The sequence below is a fragment of the Natrinema sp. CGMCC1.2065 genome (assembly GCF_051225675.1).
GTDB lineage: Archaea > Halobacteriota > Halobacteria > Halobacteriales > Natrialbaceae > Natrinema > Natrinema thermotolerans.
In genome coordinates, this window is record NZ_JBPJSJ010000001.1 from 344,961 (window position 1) to 363,514 (window position 18,554).

The window sequence follows — 18,554 nt, forward strand, 5'->3', positions numbered from 1 at the left end:
TCTCGGGCGGCGGTTCGAGAACCGAACCCCGTCTTCAGGACGTGTTCGCGCGGTCTCGTGCCCGTTCGAGGGCCGACCGGCCGGCCCCACCAGATGGACAAGATTTTAAGCCACCGCGGGCTACGTCCGGCTACTATGGGTAAGAAATCGAAGGGCAAGAAGAAGCGACTTGCCAAACTCGAGAACCAGAACAGCCGCGTGCCGGCCTGGGTCATGATGAAGACGGACATGGAAGTCCAGCGCAACCCCAAGCGACGCAACTGGCGGCGCAACGACACTGACGAGTAACGATGAGTGCAAGTGATTTCGAGGAACGCGTCGTCACCGTTCCCCTGCGAGACGTCAAGAAGGGCGCGAACCACGAGGCCGCCGACTACGCAATGCGACTGGTCCGCGAACACCTCGCGAAACACTTCGCGGTCGAGGAAGACGCCATCCGACTGGACCCCTCGATCAACGAGGAAGTCTGGTCGAACGGGCGCTCGAACCCGCCGCGAAAGCTTCGCGTCCGCGCGGCCCGCTTCGACGAAGAGGGCGAAGCGGTCGTCGAAGCCGAGGTCGCCGACTAAACTTGCAACGCCTCGCCTTCGCCGGGTCGGCCTACGTCGGCGTCTTCGCCCGCGCGACCGACTCGTGCGTACTCGTTCGCCACGATGTCGACGACGACGTCGTCGCCGATCTGTCCGACGAACTCGAGGTCCCCGTCGTTCCCACGACCGTCGGGGGCTCCTCGACGGTCGGTGCCCTAGCGACGGGTAACGAGAACGGCCTGCTCGTCAGCTCCCGGGTCCTCGAGTACGAACTCGAGACCCTCGCGGACGAGATCGACGTGCCCGTCGCCGAACTGCCCGGCAGTATTAATGCTGCCGGCAACGTCGTCCTCGCGAACGATTACGGGGCCTACGTCCATCCGGATCTGCCCCGCGAGGCGATCGGGATCGTCGAAGACACCCTCGAGGTCCCCGTCGAGCGCGGCGACCTCGCCGGGGTCCGGACCGTCGGCACCGCCGCGGTGGCGACCAACACCGGCGTCCTCTGTCACCCGAAAGCTACCGACGAGGAACTCGACGCGCTCGAGGAGGCCCTGGACGTTCGGGCCGACGTCGGCACGGTCAACTACGGCGCGCCGTTGGTCGGCTCCGGCCTGATCGCCAACGAGGCCGGCTACGTCGTCGGCGAGGACACGACCGGCCCCGAACTCGGCCGGATCGAGGACGCGCTGGGCTATCTCGACTGACGGTCAGTCCCCCCCGATTTCGATTCTCACGTCTTCTCGAGCGGCCGCGATCGACGCCGCTTGACGCCGGTATTTCGTCTTCTCGAGACCGTTCCCGACCGATGTCTATATTTACTCGGTGGCGAGTACCCTCTGTATGGTCTGGCAGGATTTGCTTTTCATGGCCGGTAGTCTGCTCTCGGTGGTCGTTCTCGCGCCCGCGCTTCGGGACGTAAACGCGCGGATCCCTCTCGCGACGAGCGTTCCCAAAATGGCGCTGGGTGGCGTCTACGCGATCACGTTCGCGACGATGGGCATGTCGCTGGCCGCGGTCGGCCTCCTCGCAACCGGGCTCATGTGGGGGCTGCTCGCGGCGTCCCGGTCGCCGTCGTCGCCCGCGCCCGCTCGCTCTCGCCCGAACGCGCCGGTCGGTACGGTCGAAAACGATGGACAACGGCCGCTTCGGCGACTCGAGGACTGAGTCCTACTGCCGTTCGAACCGATGGCGGACGACGTCGCTGTCGTCGTCCCACTCGAAGTTCTCGTGAGCGTGATCGAGCATGCGTCGATACCCCTCGAGATCGTCCATCCCTTCGGCTCGGGCGTCCTCGTCGGTCAGGTCCCCGAGCGTCCGCTCCCGAACCGCAGTCACCTCGAAGGTCGTGTCGTCGATCACGAACGTGTCTCCTTCGTTGGCATACTGCTGGCCGCGATGGATCTGGGTGACCGCGCCCTCGAGGGCCTGCTCTCGCATTCGCTCGCTGGGCAACAACTCGTCGGGATCGAGTTCGCTCATGCGGCCGGGTTCGATCGCCCGTCGGAAAACGCTTGACCCTTCGCTCGTGGGGAACGTCGGGGAGAGACCCTCGCTCCGGCACCTCGCGTCGGTCGGCGGCCGTCGAATGGGAAGGGAAGATTCTTCCGACTGCCTGCCGGAGGGATAGGCATGAGTCAATTTACGGTCAGTGGTCGGTTCAAGAACCGCGACGGGTTCGCGGAGTTCGAGACGACCATCGACGCCGAGAACGAGAACGTCGCTCGCGAATACGCCTACACGCAGCTCGGAAGCCAGCACGGGCTCAAACGTACCGAGATCGAACTCGAGGAGGTATCCCAATAATGGGTCAGCAGCAACTCCAGCAGCTGTCCCAGGAGCTTCAGGAGATCGAAGAACAGATCGAAGGTCTGCAGGCGAACGTCGAAGCCCTGCGACAGGAACAGACCGAGGTCGACGAGGCCATCGAAGCGATCGAGACCCTCGAGACCGGCTCGACGGTCCAGATGCCGCTTGGCGGCGGTGCCTACCTGCGAACGACGATCGAAAACATCGACGAGGTCATCGTCGACCTCGGCGCCGACTACGCCGCGGAGTTCGAGGAGGGCGACGCCGTCGACGCCCTCGAGAACAAGAAGGATCACCTCGACGACCAGATCGACGAACTCAACGAGGAGATCTCGGAACTCGAGACCGAGAGCGACGAACTCGAGCAGCAGGCCCAGCAGCTCCAGCAGCAGGCGATGCAACAGCAGATGCAGGGAATGGGCCAGGGCCAGCCCGACGAGTAACGCGGCGTAGATACTTTCATCGCCAGCCATGTTCGATAACCTGAAGGACAAGCTCGGAAGCTTCCGCGACGACGCCGAAGAAGCCGCCGAGGAGAACGTCGAGGAGGTCGACGAGGAAGACCTCGAAGCGGACGAACTCGCCGACGGCGACGCCGATACCGAACCGACGGAGTCGGCCGACGCGGAACCGGCGAGGTCGGCGGACGCGGAAGCCACCGATACTACCGCCGACGCCGAGACGGCGGCCGCCGCGGTCGAACCGGACGCGTCGGTCACTTCCGAGTCGGGAACGGAGCCGACGACCGAGACCGCCACCGCGGACGCGGCCGAATCCGCGGGGCAGGAACCAGCGACCGGCCCCGATCTCGAGGCCGACGACGCCGGTTCGGCCCCGGACGAACCGGTCTCGGACGAGGGGCCGGCCGTCGACGAAGACGACGAGGCCGCGGCGGACGACGAAGACGACGGCGGTCGGACCGGGCTCGGTGCCAGAGCCCGCTCGCTCTTTTCGGGGTCGTCCGACGACGAATCCGATGCCGACGAAACCGGCTCCGACGACGAGCCGGTCGACGCCGCGACGCCGGACGAGGCGGCGGCAGAGACGGCGACGGTCGACGACCCGGCCGCCGAAACGGCGGTCGACGAGGGGCCAGTCGCCGGGGACGCCGACGAGACCACGGATGAGGCCGACGCCGACGAGGACGATGCGACCGCCGACAACGGCGGAACCGGCTTCGGCGCGAAGGCCAAGTCCCTCGTCAAGGGGAAGTTCGTCATCGAGGAAGAGGACCTCGAGGGGCCGCTGCACGAACTCGAGATGGCGCTGCTTTCCAGCGACGTCGAGATGGGCGTCGCCGAGGAGATCCTCGACAACATCCGCGACGAACTGATCGGGGAGACCCGGACCTTCACGACCTCGACCGGCGAGGTCGTCGAGGAGGCGCTGCACAACGCGATCTACGACGTGATCAGCGTCGGTCAGTTCGACTTCGACGAGCGCATCGCCGAGGCCGACAAGCCGGTCACCATCGTCTTCACCGGCGTCAACGGCGTCGGGAAGACGACCTCGATCGCCAAACTGAGCCGCTACTTTGAGGAGCGGGGCTACTCGACAGTGATGGCCAACGGCGACACCTACCGCGCCGGTGCCAACGAGCAGATCCAGGAACACGCCGACGCGCTCGAGACGAAACTCATCAGTCACGAACAGGGCGGTGATCCCGCTGCGGTGTTGTACGACGCCGTCGAGTACGCCGAGGCCAACGACGTCGACGTCGTGCTGGGCGATACCGCCGGCCGGCTCCACACCGACGAGGGGCTGATGGATCAACTCGAGAAGATCGACCGCGTCGTCGGCCCGGACATGACGCTGTTCGTCGACGAGGCGGTGGCAGGACAGGACGCGGTCAACCGCGCTCGGGAGTTCAACGACGCCGCCGAGATCGACGGCGCGATCCTGACGAAGGCCGACGCCGACTCCAACGGCGGCGCGGCGATCTCGATCGCCCACGTCACCGGGAAGCCGATTCTGTTCCTCGGCGTCGGGCAGGGGTACGACGACCTGGAGCGGTTCGATCCCGACGAGATGCTCGATCGGCTGCTCGAAGACGAGGAGTAACGTCGATCCATGCTTTCTTTGCCGCTGGACCCTCGAAATCGGTTACCCGAGGATTCAAGGACTGAACAGCGATTGCGTCGATTTCATGTCGGCCGACGCCGACTCCAACGGCGGTGAGCCGAGCGAAGCGAGGCGATCCTCGTCGGACCTCCGGTCCGACGTTGGCGCGGCGATTTCGATCGCTCACGTCACCGGGAAGCCGATCCTGTTCCTCGGCGTCGGGCAGGGATACGACGACTTGGAGCGGTTCGATCCCGACGAGATGCTCGACCGGCTGCTCGAGGACGAGGCGTAACGCCCATTCGTCGCCGCTGGATTCTCGAAAGATCGTCCGCGGAGTCGAAGGCTTGAACGACGATTCTCCCGATCTCACGGCGGGTAACGAGACCCCAACCGTGGTGAGCCTCGTCGGACCGCCGGTCCGACGCTGGCACGGGACCTCGATCGACTGCTCGAGGGGTCGGAGACCCGACCGTACCAGTGGATCGATCGTTCTTTCAGAAGATACTTATTGTTAGTTTGAGACGTTAGCGTATGAACCGCCTCCGACCTCGCCGCGGGTTCCTCGCGTCGGTCGTCACGACCGTCGCGGTCACGACGGGCGGTTTCGAGTACGCGTCGGACGGGCCGACCGGCCCGCCGCTGGACTCCGGAACCGTCCCGGCCGATTGGTTCGAGTGTGACGACGTCAACCGTCCCGATCCCGATCCGCCGGACGACGCCCCGCTCGAGCCGCGGACGTATCCGTCGTCGCCGTCGTCGCTGGACGATACCATGGTCGAGTACGTCACGACGTTCGAGCGGGCGTATCAACACAACGCGTTTCTCGGCCAGTACGGTGCCGAAGCGCGGACCGTCGACCTCCGCCGAACGGACGGCCGTGTGGCTGCCGTCGGGTCGGCGACGAACCCGGACGCGGTCATGGTCGCGATCCGATACGACCTGACGACCGGGACCGGCCGCTCGAGCGTCGACTCGCGTGACAGGTGGGACATCCGCGCCGTCTATTACGTCGACGAGAACGTCGTCCTTCGATCCCGGTACCACGGACTCGCCGAGGAGTTGCGCTTCGAGCCCGATCCACGAACCCAGGGCGAACTCGTCGCCTGTTTCGACTAACCGTCCCTGCTCCGAATCCGGCGTCGCCGTCGGGTACGGTACCGGAATCAATTACCGCTACCGACGACGCGTGGCGTCCCGGTGTCGCCTCGTTCCCGCCCGTGCCGGTGTCTTGCCGACGATTTCCATCCGCCCCCCTCGTCGGTGGCACCACGTCGGGGCAATATTTACTGGTGGGAACGACCCACGTCATGATTCGCCGAGTTGCGGGGGTGTATACGAACGGGGTTGCATTACCCGCTAAACAATGGTCCTTGAAGATAGTCCGACCGCTCGAGTGGCTGCCGACCGGCGGTGGTCCCGATGAACACGGTCGAGCAGCACAAACAGGAGAAACATCCCCTCGACGTCGTCGACGACGTCTACGACTACGCCGACGAGGAACTCTCCTTCGAGGAGATCGAGGAGCGCGCCGGCGGCGGCGAGTGGGAGCGTCTGAAGTGGGCCGGCATGTACGCCCAGAAGCAGGAGGGCTACTTCATGATCCGGACGAAGGTCCCCGGCGGGAAGCTCACGCCGGAACAGGCCGAGGTCATCGGCGAGGTCACCGACGACCTCGCGGTCGCCCCCGAGGAGTACGGCGGCGAGGAACAGAACGAACTCTGGGGCGACGCGTACCTCGACATCACGACCCGACAGGACATCCAGAAACACTGGATCCGCGTCGAGGACGTCCCCGAGATGTGGGACCGATACGACGAGGTCGGTCTGACGACGGTCCAGGGCTGCGGTGACTCGGCCCGGAACGTCCTTGGCTGCCCCGCGGCCGGCCTCGACGATCACGAGTGTTTCAACGCACAGCCGGTCATCGAGGCGGTCTCGGACTTCTTCACCGAGAACCGCGAGTACGCCAACCTCCCCCGGAAGTTCAAGATCACGATCACGGGCTGTGCCCACGACTGCGCCCAGTCCCAGATCAACGACGTCGGGCTCGTCCCCGCGAAGAAAGAGATCGACGGGGAGTCCCTCTACGGCTTCCACGCCCGCGTCGGTGGCGGCCTCTCCGACGGCCCGCGGATGGGATCGGAACTGGACGTCTTCATCAAGCCCGAGGACGCCGTCGAATTCTGCCGCGCCGTCGCCCAGACGTTCAAGGAACTGGGCGACCGGAACAACCGCGGTGTCTGTCGCATGCGGTATCTCGTCGAACAGATGGGAGCCGAGAAGTTCGAGGAGGCCGTCCGCGACCGCTGTACGATCGACCTGCCGACCGGCGGCCAGAACCTGACCGTCGGCTACCAGAGCGACCACGTCGGCGTCCACGAGCAGAAACAGGACGGCCTCAACTACGTCGGCTTCAACGTGATCGCCGGCCGCATGGGCGGCGACGAGTTCGCCGCGGCGGCCCGCGCCGCCGAGACGTACGGGACCGAGGACGCCTCCGTCCGCCTCGCGACCGACCAGAACTTCCTCATCACCCACATCCCCGACGAAAACGTCGACGACCTGCTGGCCGAGCCGTTCGCCCAGGAGTACAGCCCCGATCCGGGGGCGTTCTCCCGCGGCGCGGTCGGCTGTACGGGCAACGAGTTCTGTAACTACGCCATCATCGAGACCAAAAAGCGGACCAAGCGCTGGGCCCGTGAACTCGACGACCGCATCGACGTCCCCGACGACATCGAGTCCATCCGGATGCACATGTCCGGCTGCTCGGCCTCCTGTGCCCAACCCCAGATCGCCGACATCGGTTTCCGCGGCGAGACGGTCAAGCTCGAGGACGAGGACGGTGACGACATCGTCGAAGGGATGGACTTCGGCCTCGGCGGTTCGCTCGGTGCCGACAACGAGTTCCTCGACTGGGTGGAGAGCGCCGTGCCCGCCGACGCCGTGATCCCCGCCCTCGAGCAGCTGTTCGAGGCCTACTCCGCCGACCGTGACGACGGCGAGGAGTTCTACGAGTGGTGTCGCGGCGTCGACAACGGGCAGCTGCGGTCGATCATGCAAGGGGCCGACGCGCCGGTCGCACGGGGTGTTGCCCATGGGGATTGATAGCGAGGCCGACCGACGGGAGGCCTCGAAGAAGCGAGCGGGAGCGGCGGGATCCGAGCAAGGCGAGGAGCCCGAGAATGCGAGCGGTGAAACCGCGAGCGAGAAGCGACACGCGAGCCGCGAGGACGAACGCCGTTTCCCCCACGTTCCGGCCTCGGACGACGATGACGACGCCGTCGTTGTCCCCGACGCCGACAGCGGTGCGTCCCGGTCCCGGGAGAACACCGACCACGCTCGAGAGGGCGCCATCGCCGCGGACGGCGGCGAGCGAGCCGACGCGGGTACCGAGGGCGAGAACTGCTCGCCGAACACCTGTACCTGCGGCGAGAAAACGGCCCCCGACGCCGAGTCCGAGACCCAGCCCGTCGCGACGGACGGTGCGGGCGTCGCGAACGTCGACGAGATGGGCGAACTCGGCGACCTCGAGTTCACCGAGCCCGCAGAGGACGTCAGTCAGGACGTCTACGACGACGCCCCCGACACGCGCGTCGGGATCCCCGAGGGCGTCGATCTGGACACGCCGGAGTACTCGATCCGGTCGCGAATGAACGACATCGAGACGCCCGACGAGAAGACCTGGTTCATGGAACTGGACGAGGCGGTCATCGACGAGGGCCGCTGTATCCAGTGTGGGACCTGTGTCGCCGCCTGCCCGTCGGACTCGATCGGCGTCGGCGACGACGGCCTGCCGGAACTGGTCAAGATGTGTACCGGCTGTTCGATGTGTTGGGACTTCTGTCCTCGCGGCGGCATGCGCTACGAGCGCCAGTGGAAGATCACCGGCGGCGAGGACAACGTCAAGGGCGCGGGCGACCCGATCACGGAGTTCTCCGCGAAGGTCGAGGACGACTGGACCGACGGGGCCCAGGACGGCGGCGTCGTCACCGGCGTCCTCTCGACGCTGCTCGAGGAAGGCGAGATCGACGGCGCGCTCGTCGCGACCGAGAGTGAGGAAGAGGAGTGGAAAGCGGAGAGTTACCTCGCGACCACGACCGAGGAACTCATCGAAAACGCCGGCACCGTCTACAACCAGACGCTGGCGCTTGGCAACCTCGACCTGGAGCAGTGGGAACACAAGCTCCCCGACAAGGACTGGGACGACCTCTCGCTGGCCATCGTCGGTACGCCCTGTGAGATCGAGGGTATCCGCGCCCTGCAGGACTTCGAGTGGGACTACCAGGCCCAGAACGAGGGTATTCGGGCCGTGGACTACACGATCGCGCTGATGTGTACGAAGAACTTCAACTACCACAGCCTCATGGGCGAGCAGTTGGAGGAGCAACGCGGCATCTCGCCGTCGGAAATCGGCAAGATGGACGTCCTCGATGGCAAGATGATGGTCTACGACCACGACGGCGAGATGATCGTCGAGGAGGACATCGAGAACTTCCACGACGCCGCCTTGAAAGGCTGTGACGAGTGTGCCGACTTCACCGGCTTCTGTTCGGACATCACCGTCGGCTCCGTCGGCTCGAGCGACGACTACTCCAGCGTCATCATCCGCACCGAACAGGGGATGGACGCCTGGGAGCTGACCGAGCCGAAGCTCGACTACCACGACTTAGAGGACAAGTCGGCGGTCGGCAAGCTCCAGGGCTGGGACAAGAAGAAGGCCTTCGAGAGCTTAGAGCGGCCCTTCGATCCCGACGCGCCGCGGTTCATCGACTACACCGACCACGCCGAGAACTACGGCACGGCGCTGAACCCCCACGACCAGGGCCACTGAGCGGTCGCGTCCGTCTTTTTCCGCCGTTGCGCTCCGGTTCGTATCGCGCTCCGATTTCCCTGTGTCGGACTATCGTAGCCGCTGAAACGATTTACACACTGATCGCAACGCTGTCGTGCGATCAGGTGTGTAATGACGTTCAGCGGCTACGATAGCAGTCGATACGTTCGGCGTGAAAGGAGCGGACGTCGAACGCTCGATATCGAGGTATCAGTCACTGGACCGAAATATTCGTAACGGAACTCATAGTGAATTGACGTATGAATAGAACGGATTGGTTCCTTGCGCTCATTACGTTTTTATTGGCCGTAATCGCTCTTGAAACCGTCTCGGACGCGACGAACGAACTCTTCCGAGATATCGGTGGCAGTGTCTCTCTATTGGTGATCTTTCTCTTGCCACTCTATCTCCTCGCCCATCTCGTGATGAACCATCACGACGAACCGGACTGGTAGCTGAATCCGCTTTACTGACCGTGGTTTCGGAACCGTTCCGAATACGCGAGGGGTCTCTCTACTGGTCCGTTCGGTCGCTCGAGCCAAAAGGGGGTATGAGCCCCGGGTTCGCCGCCCCCCAATGTCCCAATCGTGGCGCTCGCGGTGTCGGATCGGTCGGCGTGATCCACCTCCGGATCAGTGTCAGTTCCGGACGCGGACCATGGTTGACTGTGGGAACGAGACACATAGTCCTTGGCCCGACCTATGCATGGACGGCGCGCAGGCACGCGATCTCGGGTCCGAGCGACGGCGAGGTGCCGTTCCGAGCCGGCCGAGTTACCGGTGGCCGCGAGCCGTCACCCACCGCCCTCGTTCAGATTACGACGCCGGACTGCAAGAGTGCGATCAGGGCGGTCAGTATCGGCACCGACAGCAGCGTCGTCAGGAGGACGCAGGTCGAGACGTACTCCGAGACGAGGACACCCTCCGTCCGCGCGCCGTCCGCGAACTCGATGACCAACACCAGCGGCGTCACCGCGGCGGGCATGGCCGTCTCGAGGACGAACACGCGCGCAACGGTCGGGTTCTCGAAGCCGATCAGCACGGCGACGCCGAGCCCGACCAGCGGCGCGACGACCGTCTTGAGCGCGGTCGCGGGCCAGGCCCGGGAGACCGCCGCGGCGGTATCGGCTCGCGCGAGTTGGATCCCGAGGATGAGCAACATGAGCGGGATCGAGGCGTCACCGACGAGTCCCAAGGTCTCCATCGCCGCGGTGTCGGCGGGCGGAACGAGACCCAGCGCCCGCGCACCCAGCGCGGCGGCGACGGCGTAGACCAGCGGGATGTAAAACACCCGGCGGACGCCCTCGAGGCCGGCGGAGCCGCTGCTCCGGGAGGCGACGTAGACGCCGACGGTGTACATCAGCACGGACTGGACCGAGAGGAAGAGGACGGCCGTCTGGCGGCCGACCGGGCCGAACGCGAAGTCCGAGACCGGGACGCCGAGGTTGCCGGAGTTGGTGAAGATCGCGACGAGTACCAGCCCGCTCAGGGCCGGTTCCCGCTCGCCGACGGCGCGGCCGGTCAGTTCCGCGACCGCCCACATCGCCCCCGTGAAGACGCCGATCCCGACCGTCACTCGCACTAGCGTCGCCGCCTCGAGTTCGGTGGTAGCGAGGCTGTGAAAGACCAGCGCGGGCGCGAGGACGTAGACGACGGCGGTGTTCAGCGGCTCGGGATCGATCTCTTTGACGGTAGCCAGCAGGTAGCCCACCGCCGCGATGGCGACGATCGGCCCGATCGCCGAGCCGAAGATGGCGAGCAGGTCGGCCATCGGTCAGCGCGCCCCCTCGCGTCGCGCTCGTGGGCTCGCGGGACTCATCGATCGGTGGGCGGTCGCTCGCTGCATTCGCGGGCAGCTACTCGCCACGCCGGGTATGGCACTTGCGATGGCGGCGCGGCGCCGACCGCTGGGAGAGCGGTCCGCGTTCGTCGTTTAAGTGGCTCTGGTCACAAGGTGTAGATACGACGGGAGAACGGTCCCTTCTCGAGGCAGTCACGATCGGCCAGCGACGCGTCCCGGCCGTCGTCGGAACGCCCGGCCGCGTCGTCGGCGTCGTTCGGCGGACTTATTCGCCATCGCACGGGAGCCACGACCATGCCTTCCGACGTCCGGATCCGCGTCGCGACGCCGGCCGACGCGGCCGCCGCTCGCGACATCTACGCGCCTTTCTGTGAGTCGACGACAGTCACCTTCGAAGAGGCCCCACCGACCGAGAGCGAGTTGGCCGACCGGATCGAGTCCACCCTCGAGCGACATCCGTGGCTCGTCTGCGAACGTGACGGCGCGGTCGTCGGCTACGCCTACGCCGGCCCGCTTCGGAAGCGCCGCGCCTACGAGTGGGTCGTCGAACTGTCGGTCTACGTCGCCGACTCGGCCCGCGGGTCCGGCGTCGGCCGCGGACTCTACGAGTCGCTGTTCGCCGTCCTCGAGCGCCAGGGGATCCGCGACGTCTACGCCGTGACGACGGTCCCCAACCCCGAGACGGAGCGGTTCCACGAGTCGATGGGATTCGAGCGGCTGGTCGACTTCCCGGCGATCGGCTACACCCAGGACGAGTGGCAGGACGTGGCGTGGTGGCGCCGTCCCCTCGCCGAGAAGTCCGGCTCACCCGACCGACCGCGGCCGTTTCCGTCGGTCCGCGAGGACGACGACTGGGAGGCGCTCGTCCGGACCGGGGAAGACGCGCTCGAGCCCTCGCCGTAGCGCTCGGTCGGCGAGCGGGTGGCGGTCGCCCGCGGTCGGTGTCCGACCGACACCGCTTAGTGGCACTACCGACTGGTACCGCCCGTGAATCCCTCGAACTGGCGGACTTACCTCGTCACGCAGGCGTCGCTCTCCGACGGTCGGTCGACGCCCGAGATCGTCCGCGCGGCCATCGACGGCGGCGTCGACGCCGTCCAACTGCGCGAGAAGGACACGAGTGCCCGCTCGCGGTACGAACTGGGACTCGAGCTACGCGAACTCACTGCTGAGGCGGGCGTCGACCTGATCGTCAACGACCGGATCGACATCGCCGAGGCGATCGACGCCGACGGCGTCCACGTCGGCCAGTCGGACCTGTCAGTCGGGGTCGCCCGCGACCTGCTCGGACCGGACGCGATCGTCGGTTGTTCGACGTCGACGGTCGCCGAAGCCCGCGAAGCCGAACGCGAGGGTGCGGACTATCTCGGCGTCGGGGCCGTCTACGGCACCTCCTCGAAGGACGTCGAGGACGGAAAAGACGGAATTGGCCCGGAACGGATCGCCGAGATCGTCGACGCCGTCTCGATCCCGGTCGTCGGCATCGGCGGTGTCACGGCGGACAACGCCGCGCCGGTGGTCGAAGCCGGTGCGGCCGGGGTGGCCGTCATCAGCGCGATTACGGCGGCCGCCGATCCGGTGGCGGCGACCGCGGCGCTTGCCGAGACCGTCGAAACTTCGAAGGGAGTCGCCGACGGAGGTCGAGGCGCATGAGCCTTACCGACATCGCCGCCGCCGACCTCGCCGACGCCGTCCGGACGGTCCGGGAGACCGAGCCGCTCGTCCAGCACGTGACCAACACGGTGACGATCAACGACGTGGCGAACCTGACGCTGCACTGGGGCGGGCTGCCGGTGATGGCCGACTCCTTCGGCGACGCCGGCGAGATGACCGCGGCCGCGCGCGCCCTCGTCATCAACATCGGGCAGGTGCCCGACGACCGCGTCGAGGCCATGCACGAGGCCGGCCGGAAGGCCAACGACCGTGGGGTTCCGGTCGTCCTCGACCCCGTCGGCCTCGGCTCGACCCCCTCGCGCGAGGCGGTCACCGAGAGCCTCCTCGAGGCGGTCGACTTCGCCGCGATCAAGGGCAACTACGGCGAGATCAGCGCCCTGGCCGGGGTCGAAGCGAACGTCGAGGGTGTCGAATCCATCGGCGACTACGAGGCGATCGAGGAGACCGCTCAGTCGGTCGCCGACTCGACCGACGCGGTCGTCGTCGCCTCGGGCGTCGACGATGTCGTCGCCGACGCCGACGGCGCGGTCCGCATCACCGCCGGCCACGAGATGCTCGGCGAGGTCGTCGGCACCGGCTGTATGCTCGGCGCGACCGTCGGCACCTTCGCCGGCGCGCTCGAGGATCCCCGCGAGGCCGCCGTCCACGGGACGCTCGCGTTCGGCATCGCCGGCGAGCGTGCGGCCGCGATGGACTACGCTGGTCCGGGCAGTTACCGGACGAACTTCCAGGACGCCGTCTCCGGCGTCACCGGCGACGACCTCGAGTCGGCCGACCTCGCGGACCGGCTCGAACCGGCGCTGTAGCGCGACGCGAACCCGTCGGTTCGACCGGTGTTCCCGATTTCCGGAACGTACTGCAACGATTTTAGTCCCACCGGGCGAACCCGTTCGTATGGCTCGAGACGAACTCGAGAACGCGGCCGACTCGATCGAGGCGGCGGCAGCGGCCGCGTCGGACGACGAGGCACAGGACCGACTCGAGAACCAGGCGGCGAAGTTCGAAGAGTACGCGGGGGCCGACCGCGGGCCGGACCACGGCCAACTCGCCCGTCACGAACACATCCTAAACGACATCGCCGACGAGGAAGGCGGTGACGTCGCGTCGAAGCTCGCGGACGCGCTCGAGTCGATCAGCGCGTTCCGGGAGACGGTCGAGGGCGTGTAGCGATTCCGGCGATCGGCTTTCTTCGGTGTTCGTCTGGATAGTCAACTCATGGAGGCCCTCATAGAACTATTCACAAGGGGCTGATTTCACCGCAGAACTATCTGAACGCACTGGTGAGTGGATCTGCGAACTGAACACTTCAACTCCCGAAAACACTTACCAGTTGTACCAGAAGGCGGATTCATGAACCGGCGAACTCTCCTTACTTCGATTTCTGTGGGCGCGGCTACAGTCGCTGGCTGTACTGGAGGGGTCGAAAACGACGAAACTGGGAGGAAGTATGAGGAATGTAATCTACCCGCCCTCCAATATGGGACGTTGCCGGAGGATGTCAGGGCCGAGGTTGATACGGCATTCAATGAGGGGCAGTACGAGACCGACGGGGAGTTGCTATGGCAGCAGGTTGCAGGGCCGGGTGTGGAATTCCTCAAGAAGGGAGGGCCGTGGTATACTCCAGACGGGACGTACTATACTCCACAAGTGGATAGTGACAATGGTGTTCACACCCTTCAGTTTGAGGAGACGACGCCACAGCTTGATTCAACGAAATATCTCCATGTGGAAGACGTGCCGGAAGTGCCGGTGAATATTACTATTAAATATACGGATGGAACTGTTCTTGAGGATCATACTATCGAAGAGAAGGATGATTATCCGGAGGTGCCGGTCTCCAACAAGGTCGGGACATATTTAGTGGAAGTTACGGTCAAGGACTGGGGGACCGTGACCGAGGAGTTTGGAATCGATCATTTTACTCAAGAACTCAATTTTGGTATTCATAGAGAGTCTGAGTCATCCTTCTCGGTGTCGATACAAGATAACCCAGCCACCTATCCAGACTCCTGCCCTTGGGAATAATAGCAGTGAGGGGAAACCGTGTTCAAGATACAGAGAATTAATTCAGCACGACGTTCTTGACAGAAGTCGATGAGACTAACCGACACTCCGTTACTTGCCTACCCTGTATTGATCGATTCTGGAGAGTTGGAATACAGGTGTGCCAACTGCTCTATGACACCCTCGACTCGCGTGGTGACCGGGCTGACGGTTCGATAGGACCGTGCAACGGGACGTGTTCTACTATCGTGGCGGAACGGAGTGGCCACGCCCTCCCCAACCGATTCGCTCGGTATCGCGCCGTGGCTCACCGGCGGTTCGCCACGACCCAGCGCGCGCCACCGCACGGCGGCTGCCCGGTTCGCCGGACCCCGCTAACAGACCGGCTTCGGGTTCGCGCCCATTCCCTCGAGCGTCTCGACGTACTCGTCGTAGGCGGCCTGGATCGCGCCGCTTGCGGCCTCCTGAGCGCGCTCCCAGTCGTCGTCGCTCTCGCAAACGTCGCCGAGGAGGTCTTTCGCGCGCTCGAGTTGGTCGTCCAGGTCCTCGCCGAACCCGCGGAACAGGCTGGCCGTCTGGGGGTCGGCGTCGCCGACGAAGTAGCCGACGACCTGGTCCTTCGAGCGCTGGCTCGCGAGGATGCGGCCGACGAGCGCGCCGACTCGTTCGACGGTGTCCTCGCGGTCGCGGAGGTACTCGTGGAGCTGGGGCGTCTCGGTCGGTTCGTAGTCGTCGGCGTCGAGTTTCCCGTCGACGGTCTCGTAGTGGTCCTGCTCCTCGTCGGCCGTTTGCTCGAAGGCCGCGCGCGCTTCGTCGTCGGCCTCGTCGTCGGCCCACTCGAGGAAGGTCTGCCAGGCGGCGTACTCGGCGTCCGCCGTCGCCTCGAGGACGGGCTCGGTGTCGATCTCGCCGCCGGTGTCGGCATAGAGCGACTTCGAGGAACCGAGTCGCGAGAGCGCGGTCTGGTTGTCGTCGTTGACGGTCTCGACGAATGCGTCCGGATCGGTCATAGGCGGGCATTCGGGCAGCCGAGTGTTAGGCCTATCGTCACGAGGGGGCATGCGAGCCCACCCGACGATTACTCGCCGTCGGTACGGAGCAACCACCCGAGAAACAGGACGATCGCCGCGACGAGTATCAGGATCAGCAGGCTCTCCGCGACGACCCGTATCGCCGCGGGGCCGATGTCGCCGACGCTGACGAAGCCCGCGGCGAGGACGACGATCGCGAACCCGAGCAGTCGGTTCGTCGTCTCGCGGCTCGCGAGCCACGAGTCTTCGCCGTCGCTCATCGTTTCGGATAATTAACCGGTTCGTAATATCAGTTCCGGTCCGGGCGATCGGTCGGCCCCGATCGGGGACCGCGTCGGGAGACCCGTCGCCGGTAGTGATCACGTTCCCGTCGAGACGCACCGCTGGTCGATCGGCAGCAGGTGAAGAAACGACGCCGGGACGACCGCGATGGTCGTGTCCCGCGTCGGTCGTTCTGTCACGGCCTGTCCGAAGCGAGACCGGGCGACGCTATCGCGTTAGTTGCCCTTCTCGATCGGCGCGTTGACGAGGTTACCCCACTCGGTCCAGGAACCGTCGTAGTTGACGGTGTCCTCGTAGCCGAGCAGTTCGTGCAGGGCGAACCAGGCGACCGAGGAGCGCTCGCCGATGCGGCAGTAGGCGACGGTCGTCTCGTCGCCGTCGATGTCCTCCTCGGCGTAGAGGTCCTCGAGTTCGTCGGGGGCTTTGAAGGTGCCGTCGTCGTTGGTCACGGCGGCCCACGAGATGTTCTTCGCGCCGGGGATGTGGCCGCCGCGCTGGGCGGTCTCCTGGAGTCCCGGGGGCGCGAGGACCTCGCCGGAGTACTCCTCGGGCGAGCGAACGTCGACCAGCGGGACGCCGCGCTCGATCGCCTTCTCGACGTCGTCGCGGTAGGCGCGGATGCTCTCGCGCGGGCCGGCGGCGTCGTACTCGGTTTCGGAGAAGTCGGGCTCCTCGTCGGTGGTCGGGTAGTCGTTCTCGAGCCAGTATTCGCGGCCGCCGTCGAGGAGTTTCGCGTCGTCGTGGCCGTAGTACTTGAACTGCCAGTAGGCGTAGGCGGCGAACCAGTTGGAGTTGTCGCCGTAGAGGACGACGGTGTCGTCCTCGCTGATGCCGTGGTCGCCGAGCAGGGCCTCGAAGTCCTCTTTGTCGAGGATGTCCCGCTGGGTCTGGTCCTGAAGCTGGGTCTCCCAGTTGAACCCGATCGCGCCGGGTGCGTGTTCTTCCTCGTAGGCTTCCGTGTCGACGTCGACTTCGACGAGTCGGAGGTCGGAGTCGTCGTCCTGGAACTGGTCGAGTCGGTCCTCGACCCAGTCAGCCGAAACGAGTACGTCTTTGGCGTAGTCGTCTGCCATGGACGGTCCTACGATGGCGACACACAAAGGGACTTCTTAACCGGTCAATTCGGACACCGGTCGACCGTGGGGGAAACTTTTGCCGCGTCTTTTCGCCGTGATTCGGCTCGCGCTCGGGAAGCGCGACGCGTTCGGCGGTCAGACGCCGCTCTCGATAGATACCCGTATTTATAGGCTGGCTCCCTCGGCAAACAGGGGCAAGAGTTGCCACTGTCCCGGTATCCGCCGCTCGCCCCGAAACCGGTGCGTACTCGGGGCTTGGCTTCCTATGCCGGCCCAATGGACGAATCCGTCGTCGTCTCCCCCGACTGGCTCGCATCGCGTCTCGATGATCCCGCCGTCCGCGTCGTCGACGTCAGGGACGCCTGGGAGTTCGATGGGATCGGACACGTTCCCGGCGCGGTGAACGTCCCGTTCGACAGCTACCGCGACGAGAGCGACGTCGACCGCGGGACCCTGCCCGGTGCGGACGCCTTCGCGACCCTGCTCGGCGACGCCGGGATCTCGCCCGAGGACACCATCGTCGCCTACGACGATACCCACGGCGTCTTCGCGGCCCGCTTTGTCCTCACCGCCCTCGAGTACGGCCACGACGACGTCCGCCTGCTCGACGGCGACTACAGCGCCTGGAACCAGGCCTACGAGACGACGAGCGACACCCCCGAGATCGAGCCGACTGATTACGAGGCCGACCCGCTCGAGCCCGCGGAGAGCCCGCTGGTCGACTACGACGCCGTCGAAGCGGCCCTCGAGCGCGACGCCGTCCTCGTGGACACCCGCGAGCGCGAGGAGTTCGAGGAGGCCCGCTTGCCGGGTGCCGTGCGGTTCGACTGGCGCGACGTCATCGACGACGAGACGCGCCGGCTGAAACACGAAGACGAACTCGAGGCACTGCTCGCCGATCATGGGATCACGCCCGATCGCGAGATCGTCCTCTACTGTAACACGGCCCGCCGGATCAGTCACACCTACGTCGTCCTCACAGCGTTGGGCTACGAGGACGTCATGTTCTACGAAGGAAGCCTCACGGAGTGGCTGGCCAACGACGGCGAGACCGAGAGCGGACCGGTTTCGACCGAGTGACCTCGCCGTCCATCTGTTACTCGGCCGGTTCGCCGGCCGCTCGCTCGAGTCGCTCGAGGCCGATCCGTCGGTCACCGGTGATCGTGATCTCGTATCCGTGGTAGGTAAACGTCACTCGATCGGGTGTTCCGGCCGTTCCGAAGCCGTCGCTTCCGAACAGTGCGTCGAGTGCTTCCGGGTCGACGGCAGTGTACAGCGGGTCGAGCGCCGTCGTTCCACCGGCGGTACCGCCGGTCGGAACCATCTCGGCGTCCGAAGCGGTCGCAACCGCCGTCACGACCCCCGTACTGATCGACTCGTCGTCCGCAAGCTCGTACACCGTGGCCGTTTCCCCCCGCCGCTGGTCGCTCCTTTCCATCACGTGGGGATACTC

The 18,554-nt window shown here is 65.7% G+C and carries 23 protein-coding genes and 1 pseudogene; 18 read left to right on the forward strand and 6 right to left on the reverse strand.

Annotation, left to right across the window (positions count from 1 at the left end):
* Positions 1-135: 135 nt before the first annotated feature.
* The 4 genes from ACSBP4_RS01710 to ACSBP4_RS01725 all read left to right on the forward strand — a co-directional run bounded on the left by ACSBP4_RS01710 (position 136) and on the right by ACSBP4_RS01725 (position 1,697).
* The gene (locus ACSBP4_RS01710; protein ID WP_004267621.1) at positions 136-288 is read left to right on the forward strand and encodes a 50S ribosomal protein L39e; all 153 of its coding nucleotides are present in this window, start codon (positions 136-138) and stop codon (positions 286-288) included.
* Between the two features lie 2 nt (positions 289-290).
* The gene (locus tag ACSBP4_RS01715; protein ID WP_006182969.1) at positions 291-569 is read left to right on the forward strand and encodes a 50S ribosomal protein L31e; all 279 of its coding nucleotides are present in this window, start codon (positions 291-293) and stop codon (positions 567-569) included.
* 2 nt (positions 570-571) lie between these two features.
* On the forward strand, positions 572-1,237 hold the full coding sequence (locus ACSBP4_RS01720) for a translation initiation factor IF-6 (protein ID WP_006648335.1): 666 nt from the start codon (positions 572-574) through the stop codon (positions 1,235-1,237).
* 136 nt (positions 1,238-1,373) lie between these two features.
* Positions 1,374-1,697: a hypothetical protein gene (locus tag ACSBP4_RS01725; protein WP_435551199.1), complete on the forward strand. Its 324-nt coding sequence runs from the start codon at positions 1,374-1,376 to the stop codon at positions 1,695-1,697.
* Positions 1,698-1,700: 3 nt separating this feature from the next.
* On the opposite strand, the gene ACSBP4_RS01730 is transcribed toward ACSBP4_RS01725, so the two are convergent.
* Complete coding sequence (locus ACSBP4_RS01730) at positions 1,701-2,012, reverse strand: ASCH domain-containing protein (RefSeq protein ID WP_435551200.1); 312 nt, start codon at positions 2,010-2,012, stop codon at positions 1,701-1,703.
* Positions 2,013-2,162: 150 nt separating this feature from the next.
* Here ACSBP4_RS01730 and rpl18a point away from each other — a divergent pair, with 150 nt between their 5' ends.
* The 8 genes and pseudogenes from rpl18a to ACSBP4_RS01770 all read left to right on the forward strand — a co-directional run bounded on the left by rpl18a (position 2,163) and on the right by ACSBP4_RS01770 (position 9,689).
* Positions 2,163-2,336 (forward strand): 50S ribosomal protein L18Ae, encoded by a 174-nt coding sequence (rpl18a, locus tag ACSBP4_RS01735; protein ID WP_006182965.1) that lies wholly within the window; start codon positions 2,163-2,165, stop codon positions 2,334-2,336.
* On the forward strand, positions 2,336-2,782 hold the full coding sequence (gene pfdA, locus ACSBP4_RS01740; protein ID WP_006648332.1) for a prefoldin subunit alpha: 447 nt from the start codon (positions 2,336-2,338) through the stop codon (positions 2,780-2,782). The genes rpl18a and pfdA overlap by 1 nt, the downstream gene beginning before the upstream one ends.
* A gap of 28 nt (positions 2,783-2,810) precedes the next feature.
* On the forward strand, positions 2,811-4,400 hold the full coding sequence (ftsY, locus tag ACSBP4_RS01745) for a signal recognition particle-docking protein FtsY (RefSeq protein ID WP_435551201.1): 1,590 nt from the start codon (positions 2,811-2,813) through the stop codon (positions 4,398-4,400).
* A gap of 91 nt (positions 4,401-4,491) precedes the next feature.
* Positions 4,492-4,695 (forward strand): annotated as a pseudogene (locus ACSBP4_RS01750) (signal recognition particle-docking protein FtsY); the annotation flags it as partial.
* Positions 4,696-4,934: 239 nt separating this feature from the next.
* Positions 4,935-5,519 carry a hypothetical protein gene (locus ACSBP4_RS01755; protein ID WP_435551202.1) on the forward strand — a complete coding sequence of 195 codons (585 nt, stop codon included), beginning with the start codon at positions 4,935-4,937 and terminating at the stop codon, positions 5,517-5,519.
* A gap of 303 nt (positions 5,520-5,822) precedes the next feature.
* The gene (locus tag ACSBP4_RS01760) at positions 5,823-7,508 is read left to right on the forward strand and encodes a nitrite/sulfite reductase (protein ID WP_435551203.1); all 1,686 of its coding nucleotides are present in this window, start codon (positions 5,823-5,825) and stop codon (positions 7,506-7,508) included.
* The gene (locus ACSBP4_RS01765; RefSeq protein WP_435551204.1) at positions 7,498-9,234 is read left to right on the forward strand and encodes a Coenzyme F420 hydrogenase/dehydrogenase, beta subunit C-terminal domain; all 1,737 of its coding nucleotides are present in this window, start codon (positions 7,498-7,500) and stop codon (positions 9,232-9,234) included. The genes ACSBP4_RS01760 and ACSBP4_RS01765 overlap by 11 nt, the downstream gene beginning before the upstream one ends.
* Before the next feature lie 260 nt (positions 9,235-9,494).
* Positions 9,495-9,689: a hypothetical protein gene (locus ACSBP4_RS01770; protein ID WP_049965366.1), complete on the forward strand. Its 195-nt coding sequence runs from the start codon at positions 9,495-9,497 to the stop codon at positions 9,687-9,689.
* A gap of 355 nt (positions 9,690-10,044) precedes the next feature.
* Here ACSBP4_RS01770 and ACSBP4_RS01775 read toward each other — a convergent pair whose 3' ends face one another.
* Entirely contained in the window at positions 10,045-11,004 is a 960-nt protein-coding gene (locus ACSBP4_RS01775) for an AEC family transporter (protein ID WP_435551205.1), read from the reverse strand.
* 324 nt (positions 11,005-11,328) lie between these two features.
* Between ACSBP4_RS01775 and ACSBP4_RS01780 the strand changes: the two genes are divergently transcribed.
* The 5 genes from ACSBP4_RS01780 (at position 11,329) to ACSBP4_RS01800 (ending at position 14,733) form a co-directional block, all read left to right on the forward strand.
* Entirely contained in the window at positions 11,329-11,937 is a 609-nt protein-coding gene (locus tag ACSBP4_RS01780; RefSeq protein WP_049965368.1) for a GNAT family N-acetyltransferase, read from the forward strand.
* 84 nt (positions 11,938-12,021) lie between these two features.
* The gene (thiE, locus tag ACSBP4_RS01785; protein ID WP_049965369.1) at positions 12,022-12,687 is read left to right on the forward strand and encodes a thiamine phosphate synthase; all 666 of its coding nucleotides are present in this window, start codon (positions 12,022-12,024) and stop codon (positions 12,685-12,687) included.
* Positions 12,684-13,514, forward strand: a complete 831-nt coding sequence (gene thiM, locus ACSBP4_RS01790; protein ID WP_435551206.1) for a hydroxyethylthiazole kinase — start codon at positions 12,684-12,686, stop codon at positions 13,512-13,514. The genes thiE and thiM overlap by 4 nt, the downstream gene beginning before the upstream one ends.
* 88 nt (positions 13,515-13,602) lie before the next feature.
* Positions 13,603-13,875 carry a DUF7553 family protein gene (locus ACSBP4_RS01795; protein WP_435551207.1) on the forward strand — a complete coding sequence of 91 codons (273 nt, stop codon included), beginning with the start codon at positions 13,603-13,605 and terminating at the stop codon, positions 13,873-13,875.
* A 183-nt stretch (positions 13,876-14,058) separates the two neighbouring features.
* A complete protein-coding gene (locus tag ACSBP4_RS01800; protein WP_435551208.1) occupies positions 14,059-14,733 on the forward strand; it encodes a hypothetical protein in 675 nt (224 codons plus the stop codon).
* Between the two features lie 353 nt (positions 14,734-15,086).
* Here the strand turns inward: ACSBP4_RS01800 and ACSBP4_RS01805 are convergent, their stop codons facing one another.
* From ACSBP4_RS01805 to ACSBP4_RS01815, 3 genes are all read right to left on the reverse strand, one after another.
* Positions 15,087-15,722, reverse strand: a complete 636-nt coding sequence (locus ACSBP4_RS01805) for a hypothetical protein (RefSeq protein WP_006648320.1) — start codon at positions 15,720-15,722, stop codon at positions 15,087-15,089.
* Between the two features lie 68 nt (positions 15,723-15,790).
* On the reverse strand, positions 15,791-16,003 hold the full coding sequence (locus ACSBP4_RS01810; RefSeq protein ID WP_006648319.1) for a hypothetical protein: 213 nt from the start codon (positions 16,001-16,003) through the stop codon (positions 15,791-15,793).
* A 237-nt stretch (positions 16,004-16,240) separates the two neighbouring features.
* Positions 16,241-17,098 carry a sulfurtransferase gene (locus ACSBP4_RS01815; RefSeq protein WP_006648318.1) on the reverse strand — a complete coding sequence of 286 codons (858 nt, stop codon included), beginning with the start codon at positions 17,096-17,098 and terminating at the stop codon, positions 16,241-16,243.
* A 279-nt stretch (positions 17,099-17,377) separates the two neighbouring features.
* Here ACSBP4_RS01815 and ACSBP4_RS01820 point away from each other — a divergent pair, with 279 nt between their 5' ends.
* Positions 17,378-18,181: a sulfurtransferase gene (locus tag ACSBP4_RS01820; RefSeq protein WP_435551209.1), complete on the forward strand. Its 804-nt coding sequence runs from the start codon at positions 17,378-17,380 to the stop codon at positions 18,179-18,181.
* 16 nt (positions 18,182-18,197) lie between these two features.
* On the opposite strand, the gene ACSBP4_RS01825 is transcribed toward ACSBP4_RS01820, so the two are convergent.
* The gene (locus ACSBP4_RS01825) at positions 18,198-18,539 is read right to left on the reverse strand and encodes a HalOD1 output domain-containing protein (protein WP_373632322.1); all 342 of its coding nucleotides are present in this window, start codon (positions 18,537-18,539) and stop codon (positions 18,198-18,200) included.
* Positions 18,540-18,554: the final 15 nt, after the last annotated feature.